The sequence below is a fragment of the Nocardiopsis oceanisediminis genome, assembly GCF_048595525.1.
GTDB lineage: Bacteria > Actinomycetota > Actinomycetes > Streptosporangiales > Streptosporangiaceae > Nocardiopsis_A > Nocardiopsis_A oceanisediminis.
In genome coordinates this window covers 4,394,815-4,418,541 of the sequence record NZ_JAFMZJ010000001.1, presented here as the reverse complement: position 1 = coordinate 4,418,541, position 23,727 = coordinate 4,394,815, and the positions used below count along the sequence as shown (strand labels likewise).

General features: G+C 74.9%; 22 protein-coding genes and 1 CRISPR repeat array. Of the genes, 11 read left to right on the top strand and 11 right to left on the bottom strand.

Annotated elements, in window-relative coordinates; all coding sequences use genetic code 11:
- Entirely contained in the window at window positions 1–1,077 is a 1,077-nt protein-coding gene (locus tag J0910_RS19655; protein WP_420160008.1) for a hypothetical protein, read from the top strand.
- 1,565 nt (window positions 1,078–2,642) lie between these two features.
- On the opposite strand, the gene J0910_RS19650 is transcribed toward J0910_RS19655, so the two are convergent.
- The 3 genes from J0910_RS19650 to J0910_RS19640 all read right to left on the bottom strand — a co-directional run bounded on the left by J0910_RS19650 (window position 2,643) and on the right by J0910_RS19640 (window position 5,788).
- A complete protein-coding gene (locus J0910_RS19650; protein WP_420160007.1) occupies window positions 2,643–3,917 on the bottom strand; it encodes an NsdA family TPR-like regulatory protein in 1,275 nt (424 codons plus the stop codon).
- 150 nt (window positions 3,918–4,067) lie between these two features.
- The gene (locus tag J0910_RS19645) at window positions 4,068–4,775 is read right to left on the bottom strand and encodes a glutamine amidotransferase (RefSeq protein ID WP_420160006.1); all 708 of its coding nucleotides are present in this window, start codon (window positions 4,773–4,775) and stop codon (window positions 4,068–4,070) included.
- Window positions 4,776–4,948: 173 nt separating this feature from the next.
- On the bottom strand, window positions 4,949–5,788 hold the full coding sequence (locus J0910_RS19640; protein WP_420160005.1) for an alpha/beta fold hydrolase: 840 nt from the start codon (window positions 5,786–5,788) through the stop codon (window positions 4,949–4,951).
- A gap of 418 nt (window positions 5,789–6,206) precedes the next feature.
- On the opposite strand from J0910_RS19640, the gene J0910_RS19635 reads away from it, so the two are divergent.
- The gene (locus tag J0910_RS19635; protein WP_420160004.1) at window positions 6,207–7,256 is read left to right on the top strand and encodes an extracellular catalytic domain type 1 short-chain-length polyhydroxyalkanoate depolymerase; all 1,050 of its coding nucleotides are present in this window, start codon (window positions 6,207–6,209) and stop codon (window positions 7,254–7,256) included.
- Window positions 7,257–7,295: 39 nt separating this feature from the next.
- On the opposite strand, the gene J0910_RS19630 is transcribed toward J0910_RS19635, so the two are convergent.
- Window positions 7,296–7,949 (bottom strand): hypothetical protein, encoded by a 654-nt coding sequence (locus J0910_RS19630; protein WP_420160003.1) that lies wholly within the window; start codon window positions 7,947–7,949, stop codon window positions 7,296–7,298.
- Window positions 7,950–8,125: 176 nt separating this feature from the next.
- Between J0910_RS19630 and J0910_RS19625 the strand changes: the two genes are divergently transcribed.
- Together J0910_RS19625 and J0910_RS19620 are read left to right on the top strand one after the other, a co-directional pair.
- Window positions 8,126–9,628 (top strand): xylulokinase, encoded by a 1,503-nt coding sequence (locus J0910_RS19625; protein ID WP_420160002.1) that lies wholly within the window; start codon window positions 8,126–8,128, stop codon window positions 9,626–9,628.
- A 66-nt stretch (window positions 9,629–9,694) separates the two neighbouring features.
- Window positions 9,695–9,966: direct repeats of the CRISPR family, unit length 27 nt; unit sequence GTAAGCCCCGCAGGCGCGGGGATGGAC.
- A gap of 20 nt (window positions 9,967–9,986) precedes the next feature.
- Window positions 9,987–10,139, top strand: a complete 153-nt coding sequence (locus tag J0910_RS19620) for a hypothetical protein (RefSeq protein WP_420160001.1) — start codon at window positions 9,987–9,989, stop codon at window positions 10,137–10,139.
- Window positions 10,140–10,889: 750 nt separating this feature from the next.
- On the opposite strand, the gene J0910_RS19615 is transcribed toward J0910_RS19620, so the two are convergent.
- Together J0910_RS19615 and J0910_RS19610 are read right to left on the bottom strand one after the other, a co-directional pair.
- Entirely contained in the window at window positions 10,890–11,492 is a 603-nt protein-coding gene (locus J0910_RS19615) for a trypsin-like serine peptidase (protein ID WP_420160000.1), read from the bottom strand.
- 105 nt (window positions 11,493–11,597) lie between these two features.
- Window positions 11,598–12,479 (bottom strand): LysR family transcriptional regulator ArgP, encoded by an 882-nt coding sequence (locus J0910_RS19610; RefSeq protein WP_420159999.1) that lies wholly within the window; start codon window positions 12,477–12,479, stop codon window positions 11,598–11,600.
- Between the two features lie 72 nt (window positions 12,480–12,551).
- Here J0910_RS19610 and J0910_RS19605 point away from each other — a divergent pair, with 72 nt between their 5' ends.
- A complete protein-coding gene (locus tag J0910_RS19605) occupies window positions 12,552–13,235 on the top strand; it encodes a LysE/ArgO family amino acid transporter (protein ID WP_420159998.1) in 684 nt (227 codons plus the stop codon).
- 99 nt (window positions 13,236–13,334) lie between these two features.
- Entirely contained in the window at window positions 13,335–13,982 is a 648-nt protein-coding gene (locus J0910_RS19600) for an MSMEG_1061 family FMN-dependent PPOX-type flavoprotein (protein WP_420159997.1), read from the top strand.
- Between the two features lie 67 nt (window positions 13,983–14,049).
- Here J0910_RS19600 and bla (J0910_RS19595) read toward each other — a convergent pair whose 3' ends face one another.
- Window positions 14,050–14,970 (bottom strand): class A beta-lactamase, encoded by a 921-nt coding sequence (gene bla / locus J0910_RS19595; protein WP_420159996.1) that lies wholly within the window; start codon window positions 14,968–14,970, stop codon window positions 14,050–14,052.
- Between the two features lie 240 nt (window positions 14,971–15,210).
- A complete protein-coding gene (bla, locus tag J0910_RS19590) occupies window positions 15,211–16,152 on the bottom strand; it encodes a class A beta-lactamase (RefSeq protein ID WP_420159995.1) in 942 nt (313 codons plus the stop codon).
- A gap of 221 nt (window positions 16,153–16,373) precedes the next feature.
- Between bla (J0910_RS19590) and J0910_RS19585 the strand changes: the two genes are divergently transcribed.
- Window positions 16,374–17,267, top strand: coding sequence for a LysR family transcriptional regulator (locus J0910_RS19585; RefSeq protein ID WP_420159994.1), 894 nt, complete (start codon window positions 16,374–16,376; stop codon window positions 17,265–17,267).
- Complete coding sequence (locus J0910_RS19580; protein WP_420159993.1) at window positions 17,264–18,154, top strand: serine hydrolase; 891 nt, start codon at window positions 17,264–17,266, stop codon at window positions 18,152–18,154. Before J0910_RS19585 ends, J0910_RS19580 begins: the two co-directional genes overlap by 4 nt.
- An 899-nt stretch (window positions 18,155–19,053) precedes the next feature.
- Here the strand turns inward: J0910_RS19580 and J0910_RS19575 are convergent.
- Window positions 19,054–19,425, bottom strand: a complete 372-nt coding sequence (locus J0910_RS19575) for a MerR family transcriptional regulator (protein WP_420159992.1) — start codon at window positions 19,423–19,425, stop codon at window positions 19,054–19,056.
- Window positions 19,426–19,554: 129 nt separating this feature from the next.
- Here J0910_RS19575 and J0910_RS19570 point away from each other — a divergent pair, with 129 nt between their 5' ends.
- The gene (locus J0910_RS19570) at window positions 19,555–21,147 is read left to right on the top strand and encodes an MFS transporter (protein ID WP_420159991.1); all 1,593 of its coding nucleotides are present in this window, start codon (window positions 19,555–19,557) and stop codon (window positions 21,145–21,147) included.
- Window positions 21,148–21,322: 175 nt separating this feature from the next.
- Here the strand turns inward: J0910_RS19570 and J0910_RS19565 are convergent, their stop codons facing one another.
- Both J0910_RS19565 and J0910_RS19560 read right to left on the bottom strand, forming a co-directional pair.
- Window positions 21,323–21,760 carry a hypothetical protein gene (locus J0910_RS19565; protein ID WP_420159990.1) on the bottom strand — a complete coding sequence of 146 codons (438 nt, stop codon included), beginning with the start codon at window positions 21,758–21,760 and terminating at the stop codon, window positions 21,323–21,325.
- A gap of 242 nt (window positions 21,761–22,002) precedes the next feature.
- Window positions 22,003–22,578, bottom strand: coding sequence for a TetR/AcrR family transcriptional regulator (locus J0910_RS19560; RefSeq protein WP_420159989.1), 576 nt, complete (start codon window positions 22,576–22,578; stop codon window positions 22,003–22,005).
- Between the two features lie 90 nt (window positions 22,579–22,668).
- Here J0910_RS19560 and J0910_RS19555 point away from each other — a divergent pair, with 90 nt between their 5' ends.
- Window positions 22,669–23,316: an FMN-dependent NADH-azoreductase gene (locus tag J0910_RS19555; RefSeq protein ID WP_420159988.1), complete on the top strand. Its 648-nt coding sequence runs from the start codon at window positions 22,669–22,671 to the stop codon at window positions 23,314–23,316.
- Entirely contained in the window at window positions 23,310–23,636 is a 327-nt protein-coding gene (locus J0910_RS19550; protein ID WP_420159987.1) for a DMT family transporter, read from the top strand. Before J0910_RS19555 ends, J0910_RS19550 begins: the two co-directional genes overlap by 7 nt.
- The last annotated feature ends 91 nt before the right edge of the window (window positions 23,637–23,727 follow it).

Genomic DNA, 23,727 nt, shown 5'->3' with positions numbered 1-23,727 from the left:
ATGAACAAGAACAGGGCCCTCGCCGCCGGCGGGGCGGCCGCGGTGGCGACCGTCATCCTCCTGCTGACCCTCGGCGGCATGTGGACACTGGTGCTGCTGGCACTGGCTCTGCTGGTGGCCTTCGTGGTGCTGATGGCCGGCATCGGCAAGGGAGACGGAGCCTTCTTCGGCGGCGGGGCGGAGCATCCGCGCCCGTCCGCCGACACCGTTCGGGCGCACCGGATCTCCGGGGTCCCACTGGCGACCGCGAAGGAGGACTACCCCTGCCTGTTCTCCGCGCTGGTCGAGGTGGGCGATGTCACCGGCGGCGCCCCGCCGGACGAGGGGCGGATGGCCGCGGCCTGCGAGTCGGTCCTGCGCCGGGCGGAGGAGTTCACCTCCCGTCAGCCTCCGGAGCAGGTGGGCGTCGCGGCCTACGGGCTCGCCTCCGTGCTGGGGCGGCCGGTCCGGCTGGAGCATGAAGGCGTGGAGCTGTGCGCCACGGGTGTGGAGATCGTCCTGCCGGAGGAGGACGCCCGGCGCCTGATGCAGATGGCCACCATCCGCAAGGACAAGGAGGTGCGCGAGCACGAGTGGGGTGAGGCACGGGACCGGCGCCGCTACTTCCAGGACGACGTACTGGCCAGCCCGGCCGGTGCCGTGGTGTGGTGGCTCTTCGCCAACCAGGGGCGGGTGCAGGAGGCGGTCCGGCTGATCGGCCCGCTGACCCGGCTCTCCGAGGTCGCGAGCGGGAAGAGCGCCGCCGAGCCGCTGCCGGATGCCCCGGAGGGGGCCGACCCGCTGCTGGAGGCCGGCAGCACGCTGGTCGACAAGGTCGGATCGGAGCGGGGCGAGGAGGAGCAGGACGCCTTCACCGACCGGTTCGCCCGCCTGCTCCGCGAGCACGGCCAGGCCGGCCTGTCCGCGCTGCTGCGCGAGAAGTACGAGACGCCCGACCTCACCGTGCACCCGGCGGGCGGCGCCGCACCGCCCGGGGCCGGTGGCGCGGAGCCGCCCGGCGGCGGGGCCGAACCGCCGGCCGCCCCCGGCGGCGGGGCGCCGCCCGGCCTGAACGGCACCGCCCACCCGGGCGGCTGAGACGGCCGGCCGAGACGGGCGGCGGCAGGACTTCGGGGCGGGGCGGCAGGACGGGCCTCCCCGCCCCGGGGCACAGCCCCAGCCCCGCCCCTGGACGATCCCACCCCATCCCCCCACCCCGCCCGGGTGCGGCACCCCACAAAGCGAAGGCTCAGACCGGCAGCGACGGCGCCGGTAGGGGCGGGGCGAAGGCGATCACCCGGGCGCGGCGCCTCGCGGGGGCGGAGGTTCAGGCCAGCAGCGACGGCAAGGAGAGGGGCCGGCCGGTCGGGTGCGGCGCCTCGCGGAGCGAAGGCTCAAGCAGGCGGCGGCGGTGGAGGAGAGAGCGGGGCGGAGGTCCTCGCCCGGGCGCGGCGCCTCGCGGGGTGAAGGCTCAGAGCGGCGGCGACGGCGCCGGTAGGGGCGCGGTCGGGCGCTCCAGCCGGGCGCGGCACCTCGCGGGGCGGGGTCGGGGGGCGGGGTCGCCGTGCCCGCGTCGCCTCGGGCGCCGGGGCCGGCCGCCGGGAAACCGCACCCCCACCCCTGACCTGGGTGAATACGCAGGGTGATGGTGGGGTGGGGTGGTCTGCGCACCGCGAGAGCACCCCGGTGATTCCCGGGCGCGCATCCCGGGCCCGGATCGGCCCTCCAGGGGCCCGGACGGGGCCGATCCGGGCCGGTGATCAGGGCTTCGGGCCGCCCGCCGGACCGGAAGGCAGGGGGCCGGAACCCGAGAAGAGCAGGGGCGGGGGCGAGATGTCGTATTTGCCCTGCCGGGAAGGCCCGCCTTGGCCACTCCGGGTGACCGGGGAGGGGGCGGTGGGGGCCTCGGGGCTTACTGCTCGCTGGTAGATGCAATCGGGGTGCCGCGCAGGTGCGCAGGGCGCCCCCACCCCCGTCCGGCCCCCGCCACAAACCCGGCGTGCGGGATAAAACCACCCTGGTGGGCCCGGGCGGGCGGCCCACCCTGCCTTCGCCGGGGCGCCGCCGCCTCCCGCCGGGAGCACACGCCGCCCCCGCCCTCGCCGCCGGTTTGAACCCCCGCCCCGCGAGGCGCCGCGCCCGGCCGACCGGCCGGTCCCCTTCCCGCCGTCGCTGCCCGCTTGAACCCCTGGCCCTGTGAGGCGCCGCGCCCGGGTGAGACCTGCGCCCCGCCCCTGCCTGTGCCGTTGCCGCCTGCTTGGACTTTTGCCCTGTGGGGCGCCGGGCCCGGCCGACCGGCCGGTCCCCTTCCCGCCGTCGCCGCCCGCTTGAACCTCAGCCCCGTGAGACGCCGCGCCCGGGTGAAGCGCCTGGCCCCGCCCCACCTCTGCCGTCGCTGCCCGTCTTGAACCTTCGCTTCGCGAGGCGCCGCGCCCGGGTGATCGCCTCCGCCCTGTCCCTGTCCCTGTCCCTGTCCCTGTCCCTGCCGTCGCTGCTGGTTTGAGCCTTCACTCTGTGGGGCGCCGGGCCTGGTCGGGGTGTCTTCCGTTCCTCGCTTTTCCCCGGTGGTCTTGGTGTTGTTGCCGTCCCGACCCGGGTCGGGACGGCAACAACACCAAGACCACCGCCCGGGGTCCAGGGAGGGCTTTTCGCGGCCGGGCGGGTCAGGCCGAGCGGTGCAGGACCTGGGCCAGGCGCGGGGCCAGGCCGCGGACCGCGGGGTCGCCGGGGCGCCGCTTCAGGGTGCGCACCAGCAGCCGCACGTCATGGGCGATGGTCGCGGAGTCGACGGCCTCCACATCCTCGATCAGCTCGTCGGCCAGCGCGCAGGCGCGGTCGGTGTCGCCCGCGCCGGCGTGGGCCAGTGCCAGCCGCATCCCGAACCGGGCCCGGGCGCGGCCGGCGTCGCCGGGCAGACCGGCGAAGACCCCGTCCAGCCGGGCCGCCGCGTCGGCGGGCCGGCCCAGGTCGTACAGGCACCAGCCGGCGACGGCGCCGAGCCGGTCGGGGATGCCCGACCCCAGCCGGGGCCGCTCGTCCTCCTCGCCGCCGGCCCGCTCGCCCGACGCCGCGGCGCGCTCCAGGGAGCGGAAGCAGCCGACCTCGTCCCCGAGGAGGGCGTGCCCCTGGGCCTCCCGCTCGGCGGCGATGGCCCGGACCCGGTGCGACAGCGACCGGTCCGCCTGGGCCTGCCGGGCCAGCGCGACGGTGCCCGTGCCGTCGTGCGCGTACATCGCGACGCAGGCCCGCCGGACCAGCGCGTACCCGCGGAGTTCGGGGTCCCCGGCGGCCTCGGCCAGCCGGACCGCGTGGCCGGTCCACCACAGGGCGGCGCGGTCGTCGCCGTTCTCCTGGGCCATCCAGCCGCCGTACTCGGCGTTGCGCGAGGCGAGGAGCAGGGCGGCCCTCCGCGGCTCCGCCGCGGAGCGCTCGGCGAGGCGGGTGAGCGCCTGGGTCTGCGCGACCACGGTGGGCAGTACCGAGGACGGTCCGGTGCTCCGCCCCACCGCGCGGAGCTGGTCGAAGAGCAGGCGGAACGGGGCCAGGACGTCCGGGGAGCGCAGGGCGGGCCGCTGCGTCCGCCCGTCGGGGCCCAGCCCGAGGATGGACGCCGCGCCCATGCCGAAGGCCTCCCCGCCGAGGCCGTGCTCCGCCCCGGACGGCGCGGGGAAGACGCCGTCCGGGGCGGTCCCGGCGGCGGACTGAGGGGTCCGCCCGCCCTGCACGAGTGCGGCCAGCCGCCCGCCCGCGCCGAGCGCGTTGTCGCAGGTCCGGGCGAATTCATGGGAGGCGGCCTTATGGCCGTTCTCCACCTTGCTCAAATGCCCCTTGCTGAAATGGACCTCCTTGGAGAGGTCGTTCAGCGTCCAGCCCTTTTCCATCCGCAGCCGCCGGAGCTCGGCCCCGAAGGGCGTCATCGGACCCGTCGTCGTCGCCATGCGGACATTCTCTGGAGGAGCCCGGCCGAGCGCAACGGAATCGGTTTTCCCTTTTCGCGGCTTCTCCGGAAAATCCGGAAACCCTGGATCAGGGGGTGGAACGGGGAAAGGGCCGTTGTTCGGCGGGGACGGGCCGGGCCGTCCCTCCGGTCACGCCGGGTGCGGCCGGAGGCCGTCGAGCCAGGAGTCGAAGACCCGGCGGGCGGCGGAGGCCAGGGCGGGGCCGTGCGCCCCGGCGTCGGCGCGGATCCGGGCCGGGTCCGCACCGGCGGCGGCGAGTTCGTGGGCGTGGCCGATGAGCCACTGCTCGATCCGGGTGTGGTCGGCCTCCAGGTGGAACTGGAGGCCGAGCACGTTCGGCCCCAGGGCGAACGCCTGGTCCGGCCATCCGGGGGTGGCGGCCAGCCGGTCGGCCCCGGCGGGGGTCTCGAACCGGTCGCCGTGCCAGTGCAGCACCGGGGAGCCGTCCAGGTGCTTCAGCGGGGACGCCTCGCCCTCGGGGGTCAGGGCCAGCGGCGCATAGCCGATCTCCTTGCGGCCGGCGGCGGTGACGCGGGCCCCGGCGGCGCGGGCGATCAGCTGGGCGCCCAGGCAGATGCCCAGGGTGGGCGCTCCGGCCGCGACCCGCCGGCCGATCAGCGCGGCCTCCTCGGCGAGGAACGGGTAGGCGTCGGTCTCGTGCACGCCGACCGGCCCGCCGAGGACGACGAGTAGGCCGGCGCCGAGCAGCTCCGCCTCGTCCAGCGGGTCGACGCCGACGTCGCGGTAGGAGATCCGGTGGCCCCGCCGCTCCAGCAGCGGGGCGAGGATCCCCAGGTCCTCGAAGGCGAGGTGGCGCAGGACGAGGGCGGTGGTCATGGGCGGGGCCCGCTTTCCGTCGGGGCGGGGAGGGGCGCGGGGCCGGAACCGTCAGCCGCCGGCGCGGCGCCCTCTTCGCCGGATTCGTACTGGTACACGGTCTGTTCTGTACCGGTTCCCATTCGAGCACGGGGGCGGGGGAGAAGGCGCCGCCGCCGGGTGTGCGCCTGCTCTCAGCGCGGCCGCGCGCTCCCGGCGTCCGCCGCCCCCGGGGAGGCGCGGAGGCGCCGCTCCAGGAAGTCGCCCACCACCCGGGCGAACCGCTCGGGGGCGTCGGCGTAGAGCCAGTGGCCGCACCCGGGGAACGGAACGACCTCCACGTCCGGGCGGGCCCGGGCCATCCGGGCGGCCTCGGCCTCGGACAGCATGAAGCTCTCCGTGCCGCGCAGCAGCAGCGCGGGGCCGCGGGCGGAGGCCCACGCCGCCATGTGGTCGCCGATCAGGGCCCGCTGGGAGGCCATCATGTCTTCGTACTCGAAGAGCAGGCCCCAGCCGTCGTCGAACTCCGCGGCGCTCTCCATGAAGAACCACGACGGCACGCCCTGCTCTTCGATGGCGGCGGCCAGGGCCTCCCGGGAGGGGGCGCGGCGGGGCCACCCGGTGACGTCCAGGACCGGCCGCACCTCGGGCTCCCGGTTGGCGGTGCCGATGTCGATGACCGCCAGCGCCGCGCAGAGCTCCGGGAAGCGGGAGGCCAGCCGGTAGGCGACGATCCCGCCCATGGAGTGGCCGAGCACGGCCGCGGGGCCGGTGCCCAGCTCCTCCAGCAGCCGCGCGGCGTCGCGGACGTAGCGGTCGGGGCACAGGTCGCCGCCCTTCCCGGAGCGCCCGTGGGCGCGCTGGTCGGGGGCGATCACCCGGAACCGCCCGGACAGCGCCCGCGCCAGCGGCGCGAACGCCCGCCCGCGGGAGAAGTGCCCGTGCAGGGCGAGCACGGCCGGCCCCTCGCCGCCGGAGTCGAGGTAGGCGACGCGGTGCCCGTCGATCACGGTGAAACGCTCGGTGATGTCCATCGGTCCATCCTGGCCTGCCGGACCCGCGGACGGGACGGGCCGCCCTCCGGGGGCGCCCGGACCCGTGCGGCGCCGGAGCCGGAGGAGGAGCCGGCGGCGGGACCGGTCATGGCGGCGGTCCCACCGGACCGGCGCGGCGGACCCCGCCCGCGCCCGTCGGGGGTGGCCCGGCCACGCCCGGATATGGCCGTGCGGCACACCGGGGCTCCGCGCCGGCCCGGCCGCGGGCCGGAGAGGGCGGCCGCCGGGACCGGCGCAACGGGCCGGGCGCGGCCCGCACCGCCGCGGAGGCGGGGGACGGAGCCATACCGCGCCCGCAGGGCGCCGCCTACCCTGGCCGGAACCGGGCCCCGGAGCGCGGCGCGCCACCCCCGGCCGGACCGCCTCCGGGGCGGCTCCGGCCGCGAACGGAGGCAGCATGAACCCCCGCACCCCCCGCATCCGCCCCCACCCCGGCGACCGGGCACCGCGCCGCCGCGGGGCCCTCGCCCGCCGGGTCGCCGCCGGGCTGGTCGCCGCCGGACTGCTGGCGGCCCCGGCGCCCGCGGCGCACGCCGGAGCCGCCGGCGTGCCCCTGGAGAAGGTCGAGGACTTCGGCGCCGACCCCGGCGCGCTGGACATGTACGTCTACCGCCCGGACCCGCTGCCGGCCGGCGCGCCGGCGGTGGTGGCCCTGCACGGCTGCACCCAGGACGCCCGGACCTACGCCGACAACTCCGGCCTGGCCGAGTTCGCCGACCGGTACGGCTTCCTCCTGGTGCTCCCGGAGCAGCCGATCGCGAACAACATCCGCAACTGCTTCAACTGGTTCCAGGCGATCGACAACCGCCGCGGCTCCGGCGAGGCGGCGTCGATCCGGCAGATGGCCGCGCACGCGGTCGACGCCTACGGCACCGACCCGGAGCGGGTGCACGTCACCGGCCTGTCCGCCGGCGGCGCGATGACCGCGGTGATGCTCGCCGCCTACCCGGAGGCCTTCCGGGCGGGCGCCGCGGTCGCCGGGATCCCCTACGGCTGCACCCGGGACACCAACCCGTTCACCTGCATGAACCCCGGCACGGACCGGACCCCCGAGGCCTGGGCCCAGCGGGTCCGCGACGCACGGCCGGGCTACGGCGGCCCCTGGCCGAGGGTGGCGATCTGGCACGGGGACCAGGACACCACGGTGGTCCCCGGCAACGCCGGTGAGCTGCGCGACCAGTGGACCGAGGTGCACGGCCTGGGGCAGGAGCCGGACCGCACCACCGCCATCGGCCCCGGCGGGCGGACCGTCCGCGAGGAGTACCTGTCCGCAGACGGGAGCGTCGCGGTCGAGGTCGCCCGGGTCTCCGGCATCGGCCACGGCACCCCGGTCGACCCGGGCCAGGCCGAACGGCAGTGCGGCCGGACCGGGACCCCGCACTTCATCGACTCGATCTGCTCCGCCTACTGGATCACCTCCTTCTTCGGCCTGGACGGCCCCGCCTGAAGCAGCGGAGCCGGAGGCCCGGCCGGGCGCGGCCGGGCCTCACCGGCACCGGGCGGCGAGGTCGCACACCAGGCCGAAGCGCTGCCGCAGCCGCTCCAGGGTCACCGGCCCGGGGTCCCAGGTCACCGCCCAGTGGCCGCGGACCGCCCAGGACATCCGGTAGGACCGCCCCCGGCCGCGCACCGCCCCCACGGCATGGGCGGCGAAGCCCGGGTCGGCGGTCAGCACGCCGCGCTCCCCGGAGGAGGCGCCGGGCAGCGGGACGTAGTGCGGCAGGTTCGGGAACCATCCGGTCACCGGGGTGCCCTTCGCGTGCCGCACCTCCCACGGGGAGCGCGCGATGACGTCCGGGCAGGCGTACGGCAGCCGGGCCGCGGCGAACCAGAAGTGACCACCGTCGAGCGCGTGCAGTTTGACGTGCGGGTTGTCGAAACCGAGCACCGGGATGCCCCGGAGGGTGCCGCCGACCACGTCGCACGCCTGCTCCGGAGCGGCGGGGACCCCCAGGGCGCACAGCTCGCCCAGGGCGGGCGCGGCATGCCCGACGGGCCGCCCCGGCGGGGTGTGGTGCAGGCCGCCCTCCGCGGCGAACCGCTGCACCCGGCGGCTCTGCGCCGACATCACGACCGCGTCGGCCTTGCGGGTCATCGCCCGGCTCAGCATTTCGGAGAAGAATTCGGAGAGGAGTCCCACGGTGGTCGCTTCCTTGGCCGGTGCAGGGGGAGGGGCGGGGCCCTGGAAGGGTAGCGGGTGCGTGCGACGGGCGCGGCCGCCCCACCCGCACGGGCTCAGCGGCACCGTGAGGGGCGCGGCGGTGGCGGAGAATGGGGAGCCGCGGACAGGCGGCGACCGGTGGGGGAGGCGTTCTCGTGCGATCCGGCGGGCGGGCGGTGGGCACCGACGCGCTGCTCGGCGTCGACCTCGGCACCAGCGGAGTGAAGGCGCTGGTCATCGGGGTGGACGGGGAGCTGCTGGGCGAGGCGGAGGCCGGGTACCCGGTCCGGTCGCCGCAGCCGGGGTGGGCCGAGGGCGACCCCGGCGAGTGGTGGGCGGCCACCGTCCGGGCGGTCCGCTCGGCGCTGGAGCGGGCGGCCTCCGGCCGGGCGGCGGAGCGGCGGCCGGACGGGGTGCGCATCTCCGGGATCGGCCTGGACGGGCAGATGCACGGCCTGGTCCTCACCGCCGCCGACGGCGCCCCGGTCCGCCCGGCGCTGCTCTGGGCCGACCGGCGCGCGGCCGGCGACCTGGAGCCGTGGACCGCACTGCCCGCCGGGGAGCGCGAGCGCCTGGCCAACCCGGTGGTGCCCGGGATGACCGGGCCGCTGCTGCGCTGGGCGGCCCGCAGCGAACCGGACGCGGTCCGCGCGGCCCGCTGGGCGCTGCTCCCCAAGGACTGGCTCCGGATGCGCCTCACCGGCGCCGCCGCCACCGACCCCTCCGACGCCTCGGCCACCCTGCTCTGGGACGTCCCCGCCGACACCTGGTCGCGGGCGGCCCTCGCGTCGGCCGGCCTGCCGGAGCGGCTGCTCCCGCCGGTCCTTCCCTCCGGCTCCGCGGCCGGCGCGCTCACCGGGGAGGCCGCCGCCGAACTGGGCCTGCCGCCGGGCGTCCCGGTCGCGGCGGGCGCCGGCGACACCCCGGCCGGCCTGCTCGCCTCCGGCGCGGGCGAGGACGAGGTGCGGCTCACCGTCGGCAGCGGCGCCCAGCTCGTCGCCCCCACCGGCGACCCGGCACCGTTCCCCGGCGGGCACGTCTACCGCACCGCCGAACCGGGCGGGTGGTACAGGATGGCGGCGGTGCAGAACGCCGGAATCGCCCTGGACTGGGTGCGCCGCCTGCTCGGAGCCGACTGGGAGGAGCTGTACGCCGCCGCGGACCAGGGCGGCCCGGGGGCGGGCGGGGTGCTGTTCGTCCCGCACCTGACCGGCGAGCGCACGGCGGGGACGGGGACGGGGAGAGGGGAGGACGGAGCGGCCGGGCGCCTCTCCGGCCTGAGCCTGGGAACAGGACGGACGGAACTGCTGCGGGCCGCCGTCGAGGGCGTGGCCCTGTCGATCCGGCACGCGGCCTCGGCACTGCCCGGGGGCGCCCCCGCCACCATCCGCCTCACCGGCGGCGGAGCCCGCGACCCCCGCTTCCGCCACCTGCTCGCCGACGTCCTCGGCGCCGAACTGCGCCCGACCTCCCTGCGCAGCCCTTCGGCCCTCGGCGCGGCCCTCCTCGCAGCCCGCGCCGTCGGCGTTCCCCTGGCACCCCCGCCCCCGCGCAACGAACCCCCGATCCACCCGGGCCCGAACACCGAGGCGTACCGCGAGCTCTACACCCGCTACTTGAAGGCGGCCACCGCCCCGGAGGAACCGCCGCTACGGTAGAGAGCGTGACACTCGAAGTGTGGATAACTTATCGGTAACGCCCAACAACGTCGCAGGTCATTCAGGGTAAGCCCCGCAGGCGCGGGGATGGACTTGAATGAAGCTCGTTTTTCCACCGCCGGTTCCGGTAAGCCCCGCAGGCGCGGGGATGGACTCGTGCGCTGGGTCGACGCCGCGGAGCTGCAGCGGGTAAGCCCCGCAGGCGCGGGGATGGACTCACCTGCAGCGCGCGCACCCCCTGCTCGCAGGCGTAAGCCCCGCAGGCGCGGGGATGGACTCACCCACTCCCGCATCGCCGCCACCAGCACCAAGTAAGCCCCGCAGGCGCGGGGATGGACCCAACGGCGATGAGCCCGGGATGCCGATGGATGTGTACCCGGTGCGGGTCGCCTCCAGCGGCAAGATGCGGTCGGTCGGCGACGAGGCCGCGCGGATTCAGGTCCAGTTCTCGATCCTCAGCGAGCCGGCCGAGAACGTGACCATCCCCGGTAGCGACGCCCCTTCTCCGTGACGGTGGCGCCCCGCGAGGTCCGGCTCACCGCCTGAGTAGGCCGGGCGCCACCCCCCTTGACCCTGATGAACTGAAAGGAGACCGCTGTGGCCACGACCCAGCAGCTCACCGTCATCGCCACCTACACCACCGGCCCCCGCGACGCCACCACCAACGACGACACGGTGGCCACCGTCACCCTGGGGGCCTAGTGGAGGCCGCTGGCGCGGGGGAGTGCACGGTCACCGTCACCGAGCTGGAGCCTGAGGTACTGCCCGTAGTGGTTGAACCCGAATCATTTTCCTTGACCAGAAGATAGTGGTTAGGAGTCTCCGAAAGGGGGTTATGATTCATTAAGGGAATTGGAGGGTAACGCCTTTGATGATCTCTCCAGCCTCAACTTTTAAGGTCTCTGTCGGAGTTCTTTTTTCTTTCACTTCTCCGTGCACTTGCCCGTATATTTCCCATTCCCCGGGCTGCAAATCGACGGACCATTCCCCTTTTGCGTTACTCGCAATTGCGATTTCTTGCATTGGTGGAGGATTGTCTCCTGTCGGAGTTCGGTTGATCGAGACCCCTTCCATGGGAGTCTCATTGCTGTCATAGACAACCCCGAAAATGCGAGCTGATTTCGGGTTCGGCTTGTCTGGGTTATGGGTCGGTACTTCATTGCTACTTACAGGGGTGCTGGGGAGGCTGCATCCCGAAGAAGCTGCAAGGGCTAGAGTGACGGCAGTATGAATGAGTGTCCTGTGAAACATGGTGCCCGCTTCATGGTGAGTGTGGGGGGGCATCATAGAGCCATGCTTTCTGGGGGGCGAGGTTAGTTACCCCGCATTCACCGAATGGGGCTGCGGGATCCCAGCGGTTGTCGTAGGCCGGAATGACTGTGGTGGTCTCCGGGGCGAAGAACTTGCCGGTCCCTCCCTCGCTCACACAGTGGCCAGCAGTTACCACAACATCCGGCCCGGCAAGCCAGCCTGTACACCAGCCACCGTCATCATATTCGATCAATGTGACGGCGGTGTAGGGGTGAAAGTCGGTCTCTACGCGATACCGGTTGTCGCCTCCGATGATTTCAGGCGTTCCAATGTCGCCATTCTCGTCACTGTCATTATTTCCTGTGTAGGGAGAGGCGCCATGATCTTCAGGGGAGTCGGGAGCTCCTTTTCCGGGATCTTCGATGGCGTAATGGCCACCCCCTGAAGAGAGAGAAAAGGAATCGGGTATGGATATTTTCCCGTTAAGGGAAACCGGCTGAGACTGTGGATCCTTCATGTCCATCTCTGCGGGAGTCTCAATTGCTTGAGCGGGAGAAGCGAGCACTCCCAGCGCCAAAATGGTTGTGCCTGCAAATGAAACTGTTTTGTGCACGATGATTGTAAGCCCCGCAGGCGCGGGGATGGACCCCTCGCCCAGCAGGACATGGTGGCGCTGCGCGTGGTAAGCCCCGCAGGCGCGGGGAAGCTCCACCTCTGATCAGCGGAGGGTCGCCCTTGCCGCCTCCATGACCGCGGTGGCAACGGTGTCCAGGGCCGGGCTGCGCAGGCGCCATTGCTGCCAGTAGAGCGGGCGGTCCAGCGGGTGGTCCGGGTCGATGTCGACCAGGCGGTCGCCCATGGCCTCGACCTGCATCAGGGGGACCATCGCCCAGCCGAGGCCGAGGGCCACGGCCTCGGCGAAGTCGGCCGAGGCGGGGACCCGGTGGCAGGGCGGGGTGAGGCGGCGGCGGGTGCGGGAGCGGATGTACCGGCGCTGCAGGTCGTCCTTGTGGTCGAAGTCGACGTGCGGGGCGGCGGCCAGCGCGTCGGCGGTCACCCCGTCGGGGAACCAGCGCTCGGCGAAGTCCGGGGCGGCGACGGCCAGGTAGCGCATGGTGCCCAGCCGCTCCACGGTGCAGCCCTGGACCGGGGCGGAATCGGCGGTGATCGCCGCCATCACCGTTCCGTCGCGCAGCAGCGAGACGGTGTGCTCCTCGTCCTCCCGGTGGATCTCGAAGAGGTGGCCGCTGAGGCCGGCGAAGGCCGGCAGCGCCCAGGTGGAGAGCGAGTCCGCGTTGACGGCCAGCGGGACGGTGACCGGGCCGTCGCCGTCCCCGTCGCCTCCGCCGCTCAGGTCGCGGGCGAGGTCGGCGGAGAGCGCCTCGATCTGCCGGGCCGTGCGCAGCACCGACGCCCCCGCGTCGGTCACCGCCAGCGGCCGGGAGCGGACCAGCAGCACCCGGCCCACCTCGGTCTCCAGCGCCTTGATCCGCTGGCTGATCGCGGAGGGGGTGACGTGCAGCGCGGCCGCGGCCGCGTCGAAGGTGCCGCACCGCACGGCGGCGCTCAGTGCCCGCAGCTGCCCGAAGTCCAGGTTCATCATGAGCAATTCTAACGGAACCCGAGGAACATTAGCTTTACTGTCGCGGGTGGCCGGGCCTAGCTTCGGAGCGTGTCGATCTTCGCTTCTCTCCTCGCCGCTCCGCCCCCTGCCTTCGCCGCGCCCTCCGGCCTCTCCGGGGCGCTCTCCGACCTCGCCGCGGCCGGGGCGGGGCTGGGGTTCGGGCTCTCGCTCATCGTCGCCATCGGCGCGCAGAACGCCTTCGTGCTCCGCCAGGGTCTGCGCCGCGAGCACGTCCCCGCCGTGGTGGCGATCTGCGCCCTCTCCGACGCGGTGCTGATCCTGCTCGGCATCTCCGGCATCGGCACGGTCGCCGAGCTCGCGCCCTGGCTGCTCACCGCGGTCCGCTGGGGCGGCGTGGCGTTCCTGGTCGTCTACGGGGCGCTCGCGCTGCGCCGGGCCGCCCGCCCGGGCCGGCTGGGCCCGGCGGAGGGGAGCGCCCCGGCGGGGGCGGCCGCGGCGGTCGCCGCGTGCCTGGCGATGACCTGGCTGAACCCGCACGTCTACCTGGACACCATGGTGCTCACCGGCTCGGTCGGCAACGGCTACGGCGAGCAGCGCTGGTGGTTCGGCGGCGGGGCGGTGCTGGGCAGCCTGGTCTGGTTCAGCGCGCTGGGGTTCGGCGCCCGGTACCTGGGGCCGGTGTTCCGCTCCCCGCGGGCCTGGCGCGTCCTGGACCTGGTGATCGCGTGCACCATGTTCGCCATCGCGGCCTCGCTGGCGCTGGAGGCGTGACCGGCGCCCCGGGCGGGCCGGAGCGGGATGGGTTAGGGTGCCCTTATCTTCAAACGGCGGCGGTGCCCGCCGCCGGGGCGGACGCGGATCGGAGGCGCCGTGCGGGACGGGAGCGGGGGCGGGGGAGAGGTCCGCAGGATCTCGACCGAGGAGGAGCTGCGCGAGGTCGTCAAGGAGCCGGTCCGGGCCGTCGCCGAGAAGGCCATCGACCACGTGGACGAGCAGTCCCGGCTCTTTCTGGAGGCGTCGCCGTTCTTCCTGCTGGCGACCACCGCCCCCGGCGGCGGGACGGACGTCTCGCCGCGCGGCGACCCGCCCGGCAGCGTGCTGGTCCTCGACGGCGGCCGGTCGCTGGTGTTCGGCGACCGGAAAGGCAACCGCCGGCTGGACAGCCTGCGCAACATCCTGGCCGACCCCCGGGTCGGCATGATCTTCCTGGTCCCGGGGGTCGACGAGACGCTGCGGGTCAACGGCCGGGCCGGGATCGTCCGGGACGCCCCCTACTTCGACCGGCTCGCGGTGCAGGGCAAGCGCCCCGACCTCGCGATCGAGGTGCGGATCGAGGAGCTGTTCCTGCACTGCGCCAAGGCCTTCCTGCGGTCCTCGCTGTGGGACGCGGCCACCTGGCCGGACCGCTCCTCGCTGCCCAGCGCGGGCCGGATCGCCAAGAGCCAGGCCGGGTCGAAGGTGCCCGAGTCGCTGGTGAACGCGGCACTCAGGTTGGAATCGAGGCTCCGCAGGTACTGACCCCGGAGGGGCGGCGGGCGCCGGCCCGCCGCCCCTCGCGCGGGCGGTCCCGCGGAGGCGCCCCGGGTCAGCCGAGGGTGTCGGCGACGACCCCGGCGGCGTCGGCGACCAGCTCCTCCCGCCACTCGGCGTCCTTGGCGTCCCTGCTGGTCAGGATGGCGACGACGATCGGGTCGCCGCCGTCGGAGGGCCACAGCACCGCGATGTCGTTGCGGGTGCCGTAGTCGCCGCCGCCGGTCTTGTCGCCGACCTCCCAGCCGTCCGGGACACCGGCCCGGATCAGCTCGTCTCCGGTGGTGTTGCGCTTCAGCAGGTCGGTGAGGAAGGCGCTCTCGTCCTCGTCGAGCGTGTCGCCCAGGGTGTACTCGCGCAGGTCGGAGGCGAGCGCGCGCGGGGTGCTGGTGTCCCGCTCGTCGCCCGGGACCGCCGAGTTCAGGTCGGTCTCGTAGCGGTCCATGCTGGTGGTCTCGTCGCCGATCTCGCGGAGCTGGGCCTCCATCCCCTTCGGCCCGCCGAACTGGTCGAAGAGGAGGTTGGCGGCGGTGTTGTCGCTGTAGCGGACCGCGGCGTCGCTGATGTCGCGCAGCGTCATGCCGGTGTCGACGTGCTTCTCGGTGATGGGGGAGTAGTCGACCAGGTCCTCCTCGGAGTAGGTGACCACCTCGTCGAGCTTCTCGTCGGGGAAGCGGTCCATGAGCGCGCCGACGGCCAGCGCCTTGAAGGTGGAGCAGTAGGCGAACCGCTCGTCGGCCCGGTAGCCGACCTCCTCGTCGGAGCCGGTGTCCACCGCGTAGACGCCGAGTCGGGAGTCGTACTCCTTCTCCAGCTCCTTGAACTCCTTCTCCGCCGCGGCCTGCAGGTCCTGCCGGGCCGAGACCTCGGTGGCGGTGCCCTCCGGTGCGCCGGCGCCGGTGCAGGCCGCGACCGGTGCGAGCGCCAGCGCGGTCAGCGAGGCGACTCCGAGGCGCCGTGCGAATGCGGTCTTCATCCTCTGTTTCTCCCTGTTTCGTGGGGTGGGCCACCGGGCCGGGGACGGGCCTCCGCGGCCGTCGCGCGGCGGCCGGCCCGGTGGTTCGATGCCGTTCGGGGCGGAAGCGGGCCGTTCCATGCGGAACCGGCATGGCGCCCGGCCGTCCCCGTTCCCGGGGTGCGTCCCCGGGGCGCGGCCGAGGGGTGGGCGGAGTCCCCGGCCGCATCTCTCCGGGCGGCGCGCGGCCGCCCGGGGCGGTCAGCCGAGGGTGTCGGCGACCACCTCGGCGGCGTCGGCGACCAGCGCCTCCCGCCGCTCGGCGTCCTTCTCGTCCCGGCTGGTCATGATCGCGATGACGATCGGGTCGCCGTCCGGCGGGTACACCACGGCGATGTCGTTGCGGGTGCCGTAGCCGCCGCTGCCGGTCTTGTCGCCGACCTTCCAGTCCGCCGGGACGCCGGCCCGGATCAGCGCGTCACCGGTGAGGTTCCGCTCCAGCAGGTCGGTGTAGTAGTCCTGCTCGGTATCGGTGAGCGAGTCGCCGAGGGCGTACTCGCGCAGGTTCGCGGCGAGCGCGCGCGGGGTGCTGGTGTCCCGCTCGTCGCCGGGGACCGCCTCGCTCAGGTCGGTCTCGTACCGGTCCATGCTGGTGGTCTCGTCGCCGATCTCGCGGAGTTCGGCCTGGAGCCCCTTCGGCCCGCCGAACTGCTCGAACAGCAGGTTGCCCGCGGTGTTGTCGCTGTAGCGCATCGCGGCGTCGCCGATGTCGCGCAGCGTCATGCCGGTGTCGACGTGCTTCTCGGTGATCGGCGAGTACCCGATCACGTCCTCCTCGGAGTAGGCGACCACCTCGTCCAGCTTCTCCTCCGGGTGCTCGCGGAGCAGGGCGCCGACGGCCATCGCCTTGAAGGTGGAGCAGTAGGCGAACCGCTCGTCGGCCTGGTAGGCGATCTCCTCCTCGGAGCCGGTGTCCACCGCGTAGACGCCCAGCCGGGCGTCGTGCTCCTCCTCCAGCTCCGCGAAGGCCCGCTCGACCCCGGCCGTCAGGGCGCTCCCGGCGGCCGCGCCCGTGCTCTCCCGGGCCGAGACCTCGGCGGCGACGCCGCCGGGGAGGCCGGCTCCGGTGCAGGCGGCCAGCGGCACGAGCGCCAGTGCGGCCAGCGGTGCCGCGCCGGCGCCCCGTGTGAAGCGGATTCTCATCCCCGTTACTCCCTGCTTCTCGTATCGAACACACGTTCGAATGCATGGTGAGCGGTGGGCCCGCCGATGTCCGGTGCGCACCCCCGGGTGCACGCCCGATGCCCCGCCCCGCGTGCTCGGACGGCCTCGCCGAAGCCCTGCGCAGCAGTCTGGCCCAGAGATCCGATGCCGTCCAAGACGGAAACCGGCGCTTCCATGCGGAACCGGCATAATGCTCTGTCATGGATCTCGTCGGTGCCTGCAAGGCGTTCGTAAGCGTGAGCGAGCGGGGCAGCTTCACCCTCGGCGCGGCGGCCGCGCGCATCCCGCAGCCGGTCGCCAGCCGGCGCGTCGCCGCCCTGGAGAAGCACTTGGGCGGGCGGTTGATCGACCGCTCGGCGCGCAGGGCCGTGCTCACCCCGTTCGGCAGGGAGATGCTCCCCTCCGCCAGGCGCCTGGTGCGGCTGGCCGACGCGATGGAGCACGACGCCGAGCGCGCCCGGCTCACCCCGCTCCGGTTCGCCGTCCCGGACGTCTGCTCCACCCTGGACCTCGCCCGCCTCGACGCCGAGGCCCGCGAGCAGGGCGTCCACCTCGACTTCCAGCAGGCCCGGCCGGACGAGCGGGCCGAACTGCTCCGCTCCCAGCAGGTCCGGGCCGCCCTCACCGCCGTCCCGGTGAGCGAGAGCGCCTGGACGGTGCCGCTGGGCCTGGCCGCCGCGGTCCCGCAGCGCGCCCGGGTGGTGCACGCCGAGACGCTCCGGGTGGGGCGCGGCGACCGGGCCGCCCCGGGCCGCCGCATCTGGATCCAGCCCGAGGACGACGTCCCGCACATCCGGGACCGGGTGACCCGGCTGCGCGACTCGGTGGGTCTGCGCCCCGCCCAGGTCGCGGTGGCCGCCGCGCTCGCCCCCGCGGTCGCGGCCGTGCTCGGCTCCTCCGACCTGCTGCTCTGCTCGGCCAAGCAGGCAGAGGAGCTGGAGTTGCACTGGCGCCCGATCGGCGGGATCGACCTGGCCCGCGGCTACGGGATCGCGGGCGGCGCGGGCGACGAGGCCGAGCGGATCCGGGAGCGGCTGGGCGCCGGGATCGCGCACTGCCTGGGCGCCCTGACCCGGGACGGGGGCGCGGCATGAGCACCGAGGCCCTCATCCGGGAGCTCCGCGCCGAACTCGACGACGGCGGGCTGCGCGGCTCCTTCCTCGTCCGCGACCTGCGCACCGGCGAGGAGGCGGGGATCGAGCCGGACCTGGAGTTCCCCACCGCCTCGCTGGTGAAGATCCCGCTGGCGGTGGCGGTCCTGGAACTGGTCCGCGCCGGCGAGGTGGACGGAGCCGAACCGGTGCCGCTGCGCCCCGGCGGCGCGCCGACCGGAGTCGGCAGGTTCCGCCACCCCGTCCGGGTCGCCGTGGAGGACCTGCTCTACCTCGCCATGGCGATCAGTGACAACGTGGCCGCCGAAGCCCTGTTCGCCATCGCCCCGCCCGTGCGGGTCACCGAGTCGCTGCGGCGCATGGGCGTCCGCGGGATCACCGTCCGGCACCCGATGAGCGATCTCAGCGACACCCCCGCGGACCGCCTCGGCCCGGACGACGCCCACCTGGCGCACTCGCTGGCCATCGGCGCGGGCACCGCCGGGCGCGGCCACGTGATGCCCCAGCTCGACGTCACCGTGGGCAACTCGGGGACGGCGCGGGCCTTCACCGACCTGCTCCAGGAGCTGTGGTCCCCCTCGGCCGTCGACCCCGGGATCGCCGAGCGGGTCCGCGGGCTGATGGGCGACAACCTGATGCGCCAGCGACTGGCCCCCGACTTCGCCTCCGACGCCTCCAAGTGGTCCTCCAAGACCGGCACCCTGCTCAACCTCCGGCACGAGGTCGGCGTGGTGGAGCACGCCGACGGGCAGGCCTTCGCCGTCGCGGTGCTCACCGAGTCGCGGGTCCCGGCGATCATCCAGCCCGGCGCCGAGGCGCTCATGGCCCGCGTCGCCGGCGCCCTCCGCGACCACCTGCGCGGCGGGTGAGGTGACCGCACCGGCCGTCCGGCCCCGCCGGACGACCGCCGTGCTCAGAGACCGCCGGGTATGCGGTCGGCTCCGCGCGGCGACGGCGGAAGAAGGGACGGAGTGAAGGAGTCGGCCGGGCGCGGCGCCCCACGGGGTGGAGGTTCAGGCCGGCGGCGACGGCGGAAGAAGGGGCGGGGCCGGGCGTCTCGGCCGGGCGCGGCGTCTCGCGGAGCGAAGGTTCAAGCGGGCGGCGAGGGCAGGGGGCGTGCCGGCCGGTCGGTCGGGTGCGGCGTCTCGCGGGGAGGGGGTTCAGGCGGGCGGCGAGGGCGGGGGCGGGTGAAGGGGCGGGGTCGCCGCGCCCGCGTCGCCCCGGCGGTGGGGCGGGTCGCTCGGTGATCACCGGCACCTCTCTGACCTGGGTGAACACGGACGGTGATGGTGGTGGGGGGCGGTCTGCGCACCGCGAGAGCACCCCGGTGATTCCTGGGCGCGCATCCCGGGCCGGAACGGGCCTCCCGGGGCCCGAACGGCCCCGATCGGGGCGGTGGCCGGGGATCCGTGCCGCCGGGAAGGCCGGAAAGGCGGGGCCGGAACCCCGGGGAGGGGCCGGGAGGGGCGAGATGTCGCATTCGTTCCCCCGGGAGGCCCCGCTTTCGCCACTCTGAGTGACCACGGTGGGGGTGGTGGGGGTTCAGGGCTTACTACTCGCCGGTAGATGTCATCGGGGGTGCCGCCGAGGTCCGCGACCGCCGCGTCATCCTGCGCAACCACAAGATCTACGGCCGCATCCTCGACTCCCGGGGCCGCTGCGTGGAGGCGGTCCCGGTCGACCCCTTGGGGGCGGGGGCTGAGCCGCCGCCCGGGACCTCCAGGGGAGGCAGGGCGGTCCCGAGGAAGGGGCTCCGCGGTCCGGGGGGTCAGGACGGGGCGGGGGACTTCTCCGGAGCGGCTTCGATGATGGCGTCGAGGAGGGAGCAGGAGGCCTCCAGGGCGGAGATGTGCGAGGCCATGGCGGTGCGGGCGGCGGAGAGCTCCTCGACCATTTCGGCGCAGGTGGGGACGGGGGTGTCGGAGTCGCCCTCGAAGCAGTGCAGGACCTGGGCGATCAGGGCGGTGTTCAGGCCGGCCGCGATCAGGGTGCGGATGCGCGCCACCACCGCGGTGTCGCTCTCCGCGTATTCGCGGTAGCCGCTGGGGCGGCGCAGCGGGCGCAGCAGGCCCTGCTCCTCGTAGTAGCGGAGCGAGCGGATGCTGGCGCCGGTCCGCCGGGAGAGTTCGCCGATGCGCATCCAGGGCCGTCCCTCCGGGTTGACTCTCACGTCGATGTCAGAGTCTAACTTGGGCGCCGCCGGTCCGCGGGGCGCCTGCCCGCCGGTCCGGTGCCCACCGTTGAGCAGGCGAACCGGGAGGAGAGCGACGTGCGGAAGACGGCACCCGAGCGCGCGGGGCGGCGCGAATGGATCGGGCTGGGGGTGCTGGCCCTGCCCACCGTGGTCCTGTCCATGGACCTGACCGCCCTCCACCTGGCGGCACCGAGCCTCAGCGCGGACCTGGACCCGACCGGGCCGCAGCTGCTGTGGATCCTCGATGTCTACGGCTTCATGGTGGCGGGCTTCCTGCTGGTGATGGGCGGCCTGGGGGACCGGATCGGCCGCCGCCGGCTGCTGCTGATCGGCTCCGCGGCCTTCGCGGCCGCCTCCACGGCCGCGGCCTTCGCCCCGACCGCGGAGACGCTGATCGCGGCCCGCGCGCTGCTGGGCGTCGCCGGGGCCACCCTGATGCCCTCCACGCTGGCGCTCCTGGCCGACCTGTTCCGCGACCCCGCCCAGCGCACTTTCGCGATCGCGGTCTGGATGACCTGCTTCACCGCCGGCGAGGCGATCGGGCCGCTGGTCGGCGGGGTGATGCTGGAGTTCTTCTGGTGGGGGTCGATCTTCCTGATCGGCGTCCCGGTGATGGCGCTGCTGCTCGCCGTCGGCCCGTTCCTGCTGCCCGAGCACACCGAGCGGCCGACCGGCCGGTTGGACGTCGCCGGCGCGGCGCTGCTGGTCGCCGCGGTCCTCCCGCTGGTCTACGGGATCAAGTCCCTCGCCTCCTCCGGGCCGGTATTCGAGGCCGCGGCCTGGGTCGCGGCCGGCCTGGCGCTCGGCGCCCTGTTCGTCCGGCGCCAGCTGCGCATGTCCGACCCGCTGATGGACCTGCGGCTGTTCCGGCTGCCCGCGTTCAGCGCCGGGCTCGGCGCCCAGTTCCTCGCGGTCGTGGCGATGGCCGGAAGCCAGCTGCTGGTCGTCCAGTACCTGCAGTCGGTGCTGGTCCTGTCGCCGCTGGAGGCCGGGTTGTGGACGGTGCCCTCGATCGTCCTGGGCATCATCGCCACCCTCGGCGCGCCCAGGCTGGTGCGGCGGGTCCGACCGGCCGCGGTGGTGGCCGCCGGGCTGGGCTCGGCCTCGGTCGGCGCGGCCGTCATCGCCGCCACCGCCCCCCAGGCCGACCTCGCCTGGACCCTCGCCGGGTTCACCGTGCTCTACACGGGGGTGACGCCGACCCTGGCGCTGACCACCGACCTGATCGTCGGCTCGGCGCCGGCCCGGCGGGCCGGGACGGCCTCCAGCGTCGCCGAGAGCGGCGGCGAGTTCGGCCTGGCCGCCGGGATGGCCTTCCTGGGCGCCGCCGCGATGGGGGTCTACCAGGCGAGCCTGTCGGCCTCCGCGCCGGAGGGGGCGGCCGCCGGAGACCTGGCGGCGGCCGGGGAGACCGTCGGCGCCGGGGTCGAGGCCGCCCGGGGGCTGCCCGGGGAGGCCGGTACCGCCCTGCTCGGCGCGGTCCGCTCCTCCTTCGCCGACGGGCTGCAGGCGGCCGCCGCCATCGGAGCGGTGCTGCTGGTCCTGGCCGCCGCCCTGGCCCTGGCCTTCCTCCGCGGTGTGCCGCCGACCGGCGCGGCGCGGGAGGAGCAGGACACCGGCGCCCCGGAGGAGGAGGGGGAGCGGCGGGAGGCGCCGGCCGAGCGGTAGCGCGGCGGGCCGGGGGAGCCGGGAAAGGCCCGGGCGCACGGCCGCCGGGGCTTCCCCGGCCGGAGCGGGGCCGCGGCCGCGGGGGCCGTCCCGCAGGGGGCGGCCCCTCGGCGCGGCGGCGCGGCAGGGAAGCGGCCCCGACCTCCCGGAGGGCGGGGCCGCGGGTGCCGTTCCGCTACACCTCCCGGCGGCTCAGCGCGTACAGCGCCGCCGCGGCCACCAGGCCGTAGAGGAGGTGGCCGATGAGGCTCATCATCGCGGCCTGGTCCATCTGCAGCACCGGCATGCCGAGCATCGCGGGCATCGCCAGCAGGCCGCCGACGACCCACCAGGCCAGTCCGTAGACGGCACCGGCGCCCAGCACCGTCCAGGGGTGGTCGGCGAAGGCCCCGGCAAGAAGGCCGAAGAGCAGGCCGACACCGGCCGAGATGATCAGGTGGACCACGCCGCCGGCCACCGCGTTCTCGGTGCCGATCAGCATGCCCACCATGGGCAGCATTCCGGTCATCGCCATCAGTGCGCCGAAGACGACGCCTCCGGCGAGGCCGGCCAGCACGCCGCGCCAGGCGTGCGTCACCGCGTGGGAGCGGGCGTGGTGGGCGATCGTGGACATGGCATCCGCCTCCCCGGTCAGCGCGTCCGCGGGGCGCGGACGCCGTTGGGCGACGGCTTCCCCGCGGTCCGCGCCCCGCCGGCGTCCGGGCCGGCGCCGGCGGTCCCGCCGCCGGGAGAGGGCCGTGCGGGCGGCGAGGAGGTCGTTCTCTCCCTGTCATTCCCGTTTTCACCGGTGGCGGCACCTGTCCGGGGGGTTTCCCGGCGGGGTCCGCCGCGCTCTCCGCGCGGGCCCGGCCGGGGTCACTCCGGGAGCACCCGCCGGGCCAGATGGGCCAGGGCGGACGCGATCTCCGCGGTGGAGAGGCCCTGCTCGCGCTGGTGGGTGAAGACGTCGGGGGCCAGCGGGGCGAGCAGCGGGTCGGCGAGCGCCTCCGGTGCGGACGCGCCGCCCTCGCGCAGCAGCGCCAGCACGTGGGCGCGCCAGAACCCGTAGGCGCCGGCGGCGAAGCGGGCCCGGCCGGTCTCGGCGCCGAGCACCAGGTGCGCGTGGCGCTCCAGCAGGCCGGCCATGGCCGCGTAGAAGGCGGCCAGCCGCTCGCCGGGCGGGGCGCCGGGGCCCAGCGGCGGCCCGCCCCGCAGCAGCTCCTCCTGGAGCCGCCGCTCGTGCTCGTCGAGCAGGGCCTCGGCGATCGAGGCGATGTCGGGGTAGCGGCGGTACAGGGTGGCCCGGCCGATCCCCGCGGCCCGCGCGACCTCGTCCATGGTGACGGCCCGCGGGTCCTTCCCGGCGAACAGCTCCGCGGCGGCCTCCAGCACCTTGGCGCGGTTGCGCGCGGCGTCGGCGCGCTCCCCGCGGCTGCGGCTCCGTTCGGTCATGGGGGCATCCTAGCGGACAAGTGGACAATGTGTCCGGTTCTGCTCTACCGTCAGAAGCGGACAAGGTGTCCACTTGACTCGGAGGCTTCCGTGACCGCGCTTCTGCACATCGACGCCAGCGCCCGCCGCCGCTCGTTCAGCCGGGAGGTCGGCGACGCCTTCGCCGCGGCCTGGCGCGAGGCCCACCCCGGAGCCGACTACACCCACCGCGACCTGGCCCGCGACCCCGTCCCGCAGATCGGCGAGGCCTGGACCGAGATCTGCGACGCCGTCCTGGCGGCCGGCCTGACCGACACCGCCCGCTACCCCGAGGCGGTGCGCACCCCCGCCCAGAAGGAGGCCTGGGCGGTGGTCGAGCCTCTCCTGTCCGAGCTGGTCGCCGCGGACACCGTGCTCATCGCCGCGCCGATGTACAACTACTCCGTCCCGGCCTCGCTGAAGGCCTGGATCGACCAGGTGACCTTCCCGAGGATGTCGCTGGCCGGGCGGCGGTTCGCGGTGGCCTACGCCCGCGGCGGCGCCTACGGGCCGGGAACGCCCCGCGAGCCCTTCGACCACCAGGAGCGCTACCTGCGGGACTTCTTCTCCGGGCACTTCGCCGTCGACGACGTCGTGTTCGTCGGGACCGAGATGGCCAACGCCCCGGTGGATCCGGCACTGGCCGGCCGGCGCGCCGAGCACGAGGCCTCCCGCGCCGCGGCCCTGGAGGCGGCGCGCGCTCTGGGGGCGTCGTGGTGAACTGGCTGCTGCTGATCGCGGCCGGGATCGTGGAGATCGCCTGGGCGCAGAGCATCAAACCGACCGACGGGTTCACCCGGCCGCTGCCCACCCTGGTCAGCCTGGTGCTGATGGCCGGCGCGGTCTACCTGCTCTCGCTGGCCATGCGCGGCCTGCCGGCGGGTACCGCCTACGTCGTATTCACCGGCATCGGCGCCGCGGGCGCGGTCCTGGTGGGGATCCTGGTGCACGGGGAGCCTGCGGGCGCCGGCCGGCTGGCGGCCCTGGCGCTGATCGCCGGCGGGGTCGCCCTGGCGCACGCCACCGCGCCGGCCGCCTGACCGCGGCCGCCGACGCGCATCCGTGCGCCCGGGTTCACCTGCGGAAAGGAGAGTGATCAAGGTATGTCCGGCGCGCTGTATTCGCCCGCGG

Excerpts from the sequence above, each read along its gene's own strand:
- bla (WP_420159996.1), bottom strand. The coding sequence starts at position 14,970 with ATGAAGACCGCATTCGCACGGCGCCTCGGAGTCGCCTCGCTGACCGCG.
- J0910_RS19560 (WP_420159989.1), bottom strand. The coding sequence starts at position 22,578 with ATGACCGAACGGAGCCGCAGCCGCGGGGAGCGCGCCGACGCCGCGCGC.
- J0910_RS19580 (WP_420159993.1), top strand. The coding sequence starts at position 17,264 with ATGAGCACCGAGGCCCTCATCCGGGAGCTCCGCGCCGAACTCGACGAC.
- J0910_RS19640 (WP_420160005.1), bottom strand. The coding sequence starts at position 5,788 with ATGGACATCACCGAGCGTTTCACCGTGATCGACGGGCACCGCGTCGCC.
- bla (WP_420159995.1), bottom strand. The coding sequence starts at position 16,152 with ATGAGAATCCGCTTCACACGGGGCGCCGGCGCGGCACCGCTGGCCGCA.
- J0910_RS19585 (WP_420159994.1), top strand. The coding sequence starts at position 16,374 with ATGGATCTCGTCGGTGCCTGCAAGGCGTTCGTAAGCGTGAGCGAGCGG.
- J0910_RS19565 (WP_420159990.1), bottom strand. The coding sequence starts at position 21,760 with ATGTCCACGATCGCCCACCACGCCCGCTCCCACGCGGTGACGCACGCC.
- J0910_RS19655 (WP_420160008.1), top strand. The coding sequence starts at position 1 with ATGAACAAGAACAGGGCCCTCGCCGCCGGCGGGGCGGCCGCGGTGGCG.
- J0910_RS19645 (WP_420160006.1), bottom strand. The coding sequence starts at position 4,775 with ATGACCACCGCCCTCGTCCTGCGCCACCTCGCCTTCGAGGACCTGGGG.
- J0910_RS19650 (WP_420160007.1), bottom strand. The coding sequence starts at position 3,917 with ATGGCGACGACGACGGGTCCGATGACGCCCTTCGGGGCCGAGCTCCGG.
- J0910_RS19635 (WP_420160004.1), top strand. The coding sequence starts at position 6,207 with ATGAACCCCCGCACCCCCCGCATCCGCCCCCACCCCGGCGACCGGGCA.
- J0910_RS19575 (WP_420159992.1), bottom strand. The coding sequence starts at position 19,425 with ATGCGCATCGGCGAACTCTCCCGGCGGACCGGCGCCAGCATCCGCTCG.
- J0910_RS19610 (WP_420159999.1), bottom strand. The coding sequence starts at position 12,479 with ATGAACCTGGACTTCGGGCAGCTGCGGGCACTGAGCGCCGCCGTGCGG.
- J0910_RS19620 (WP_420160001.1), top strand. The coding sequence starts at position 9,987 with ATGCCGATGGATGTGTACCCGGTGCGGGTCGCCTCCAGCGGCAAGATG.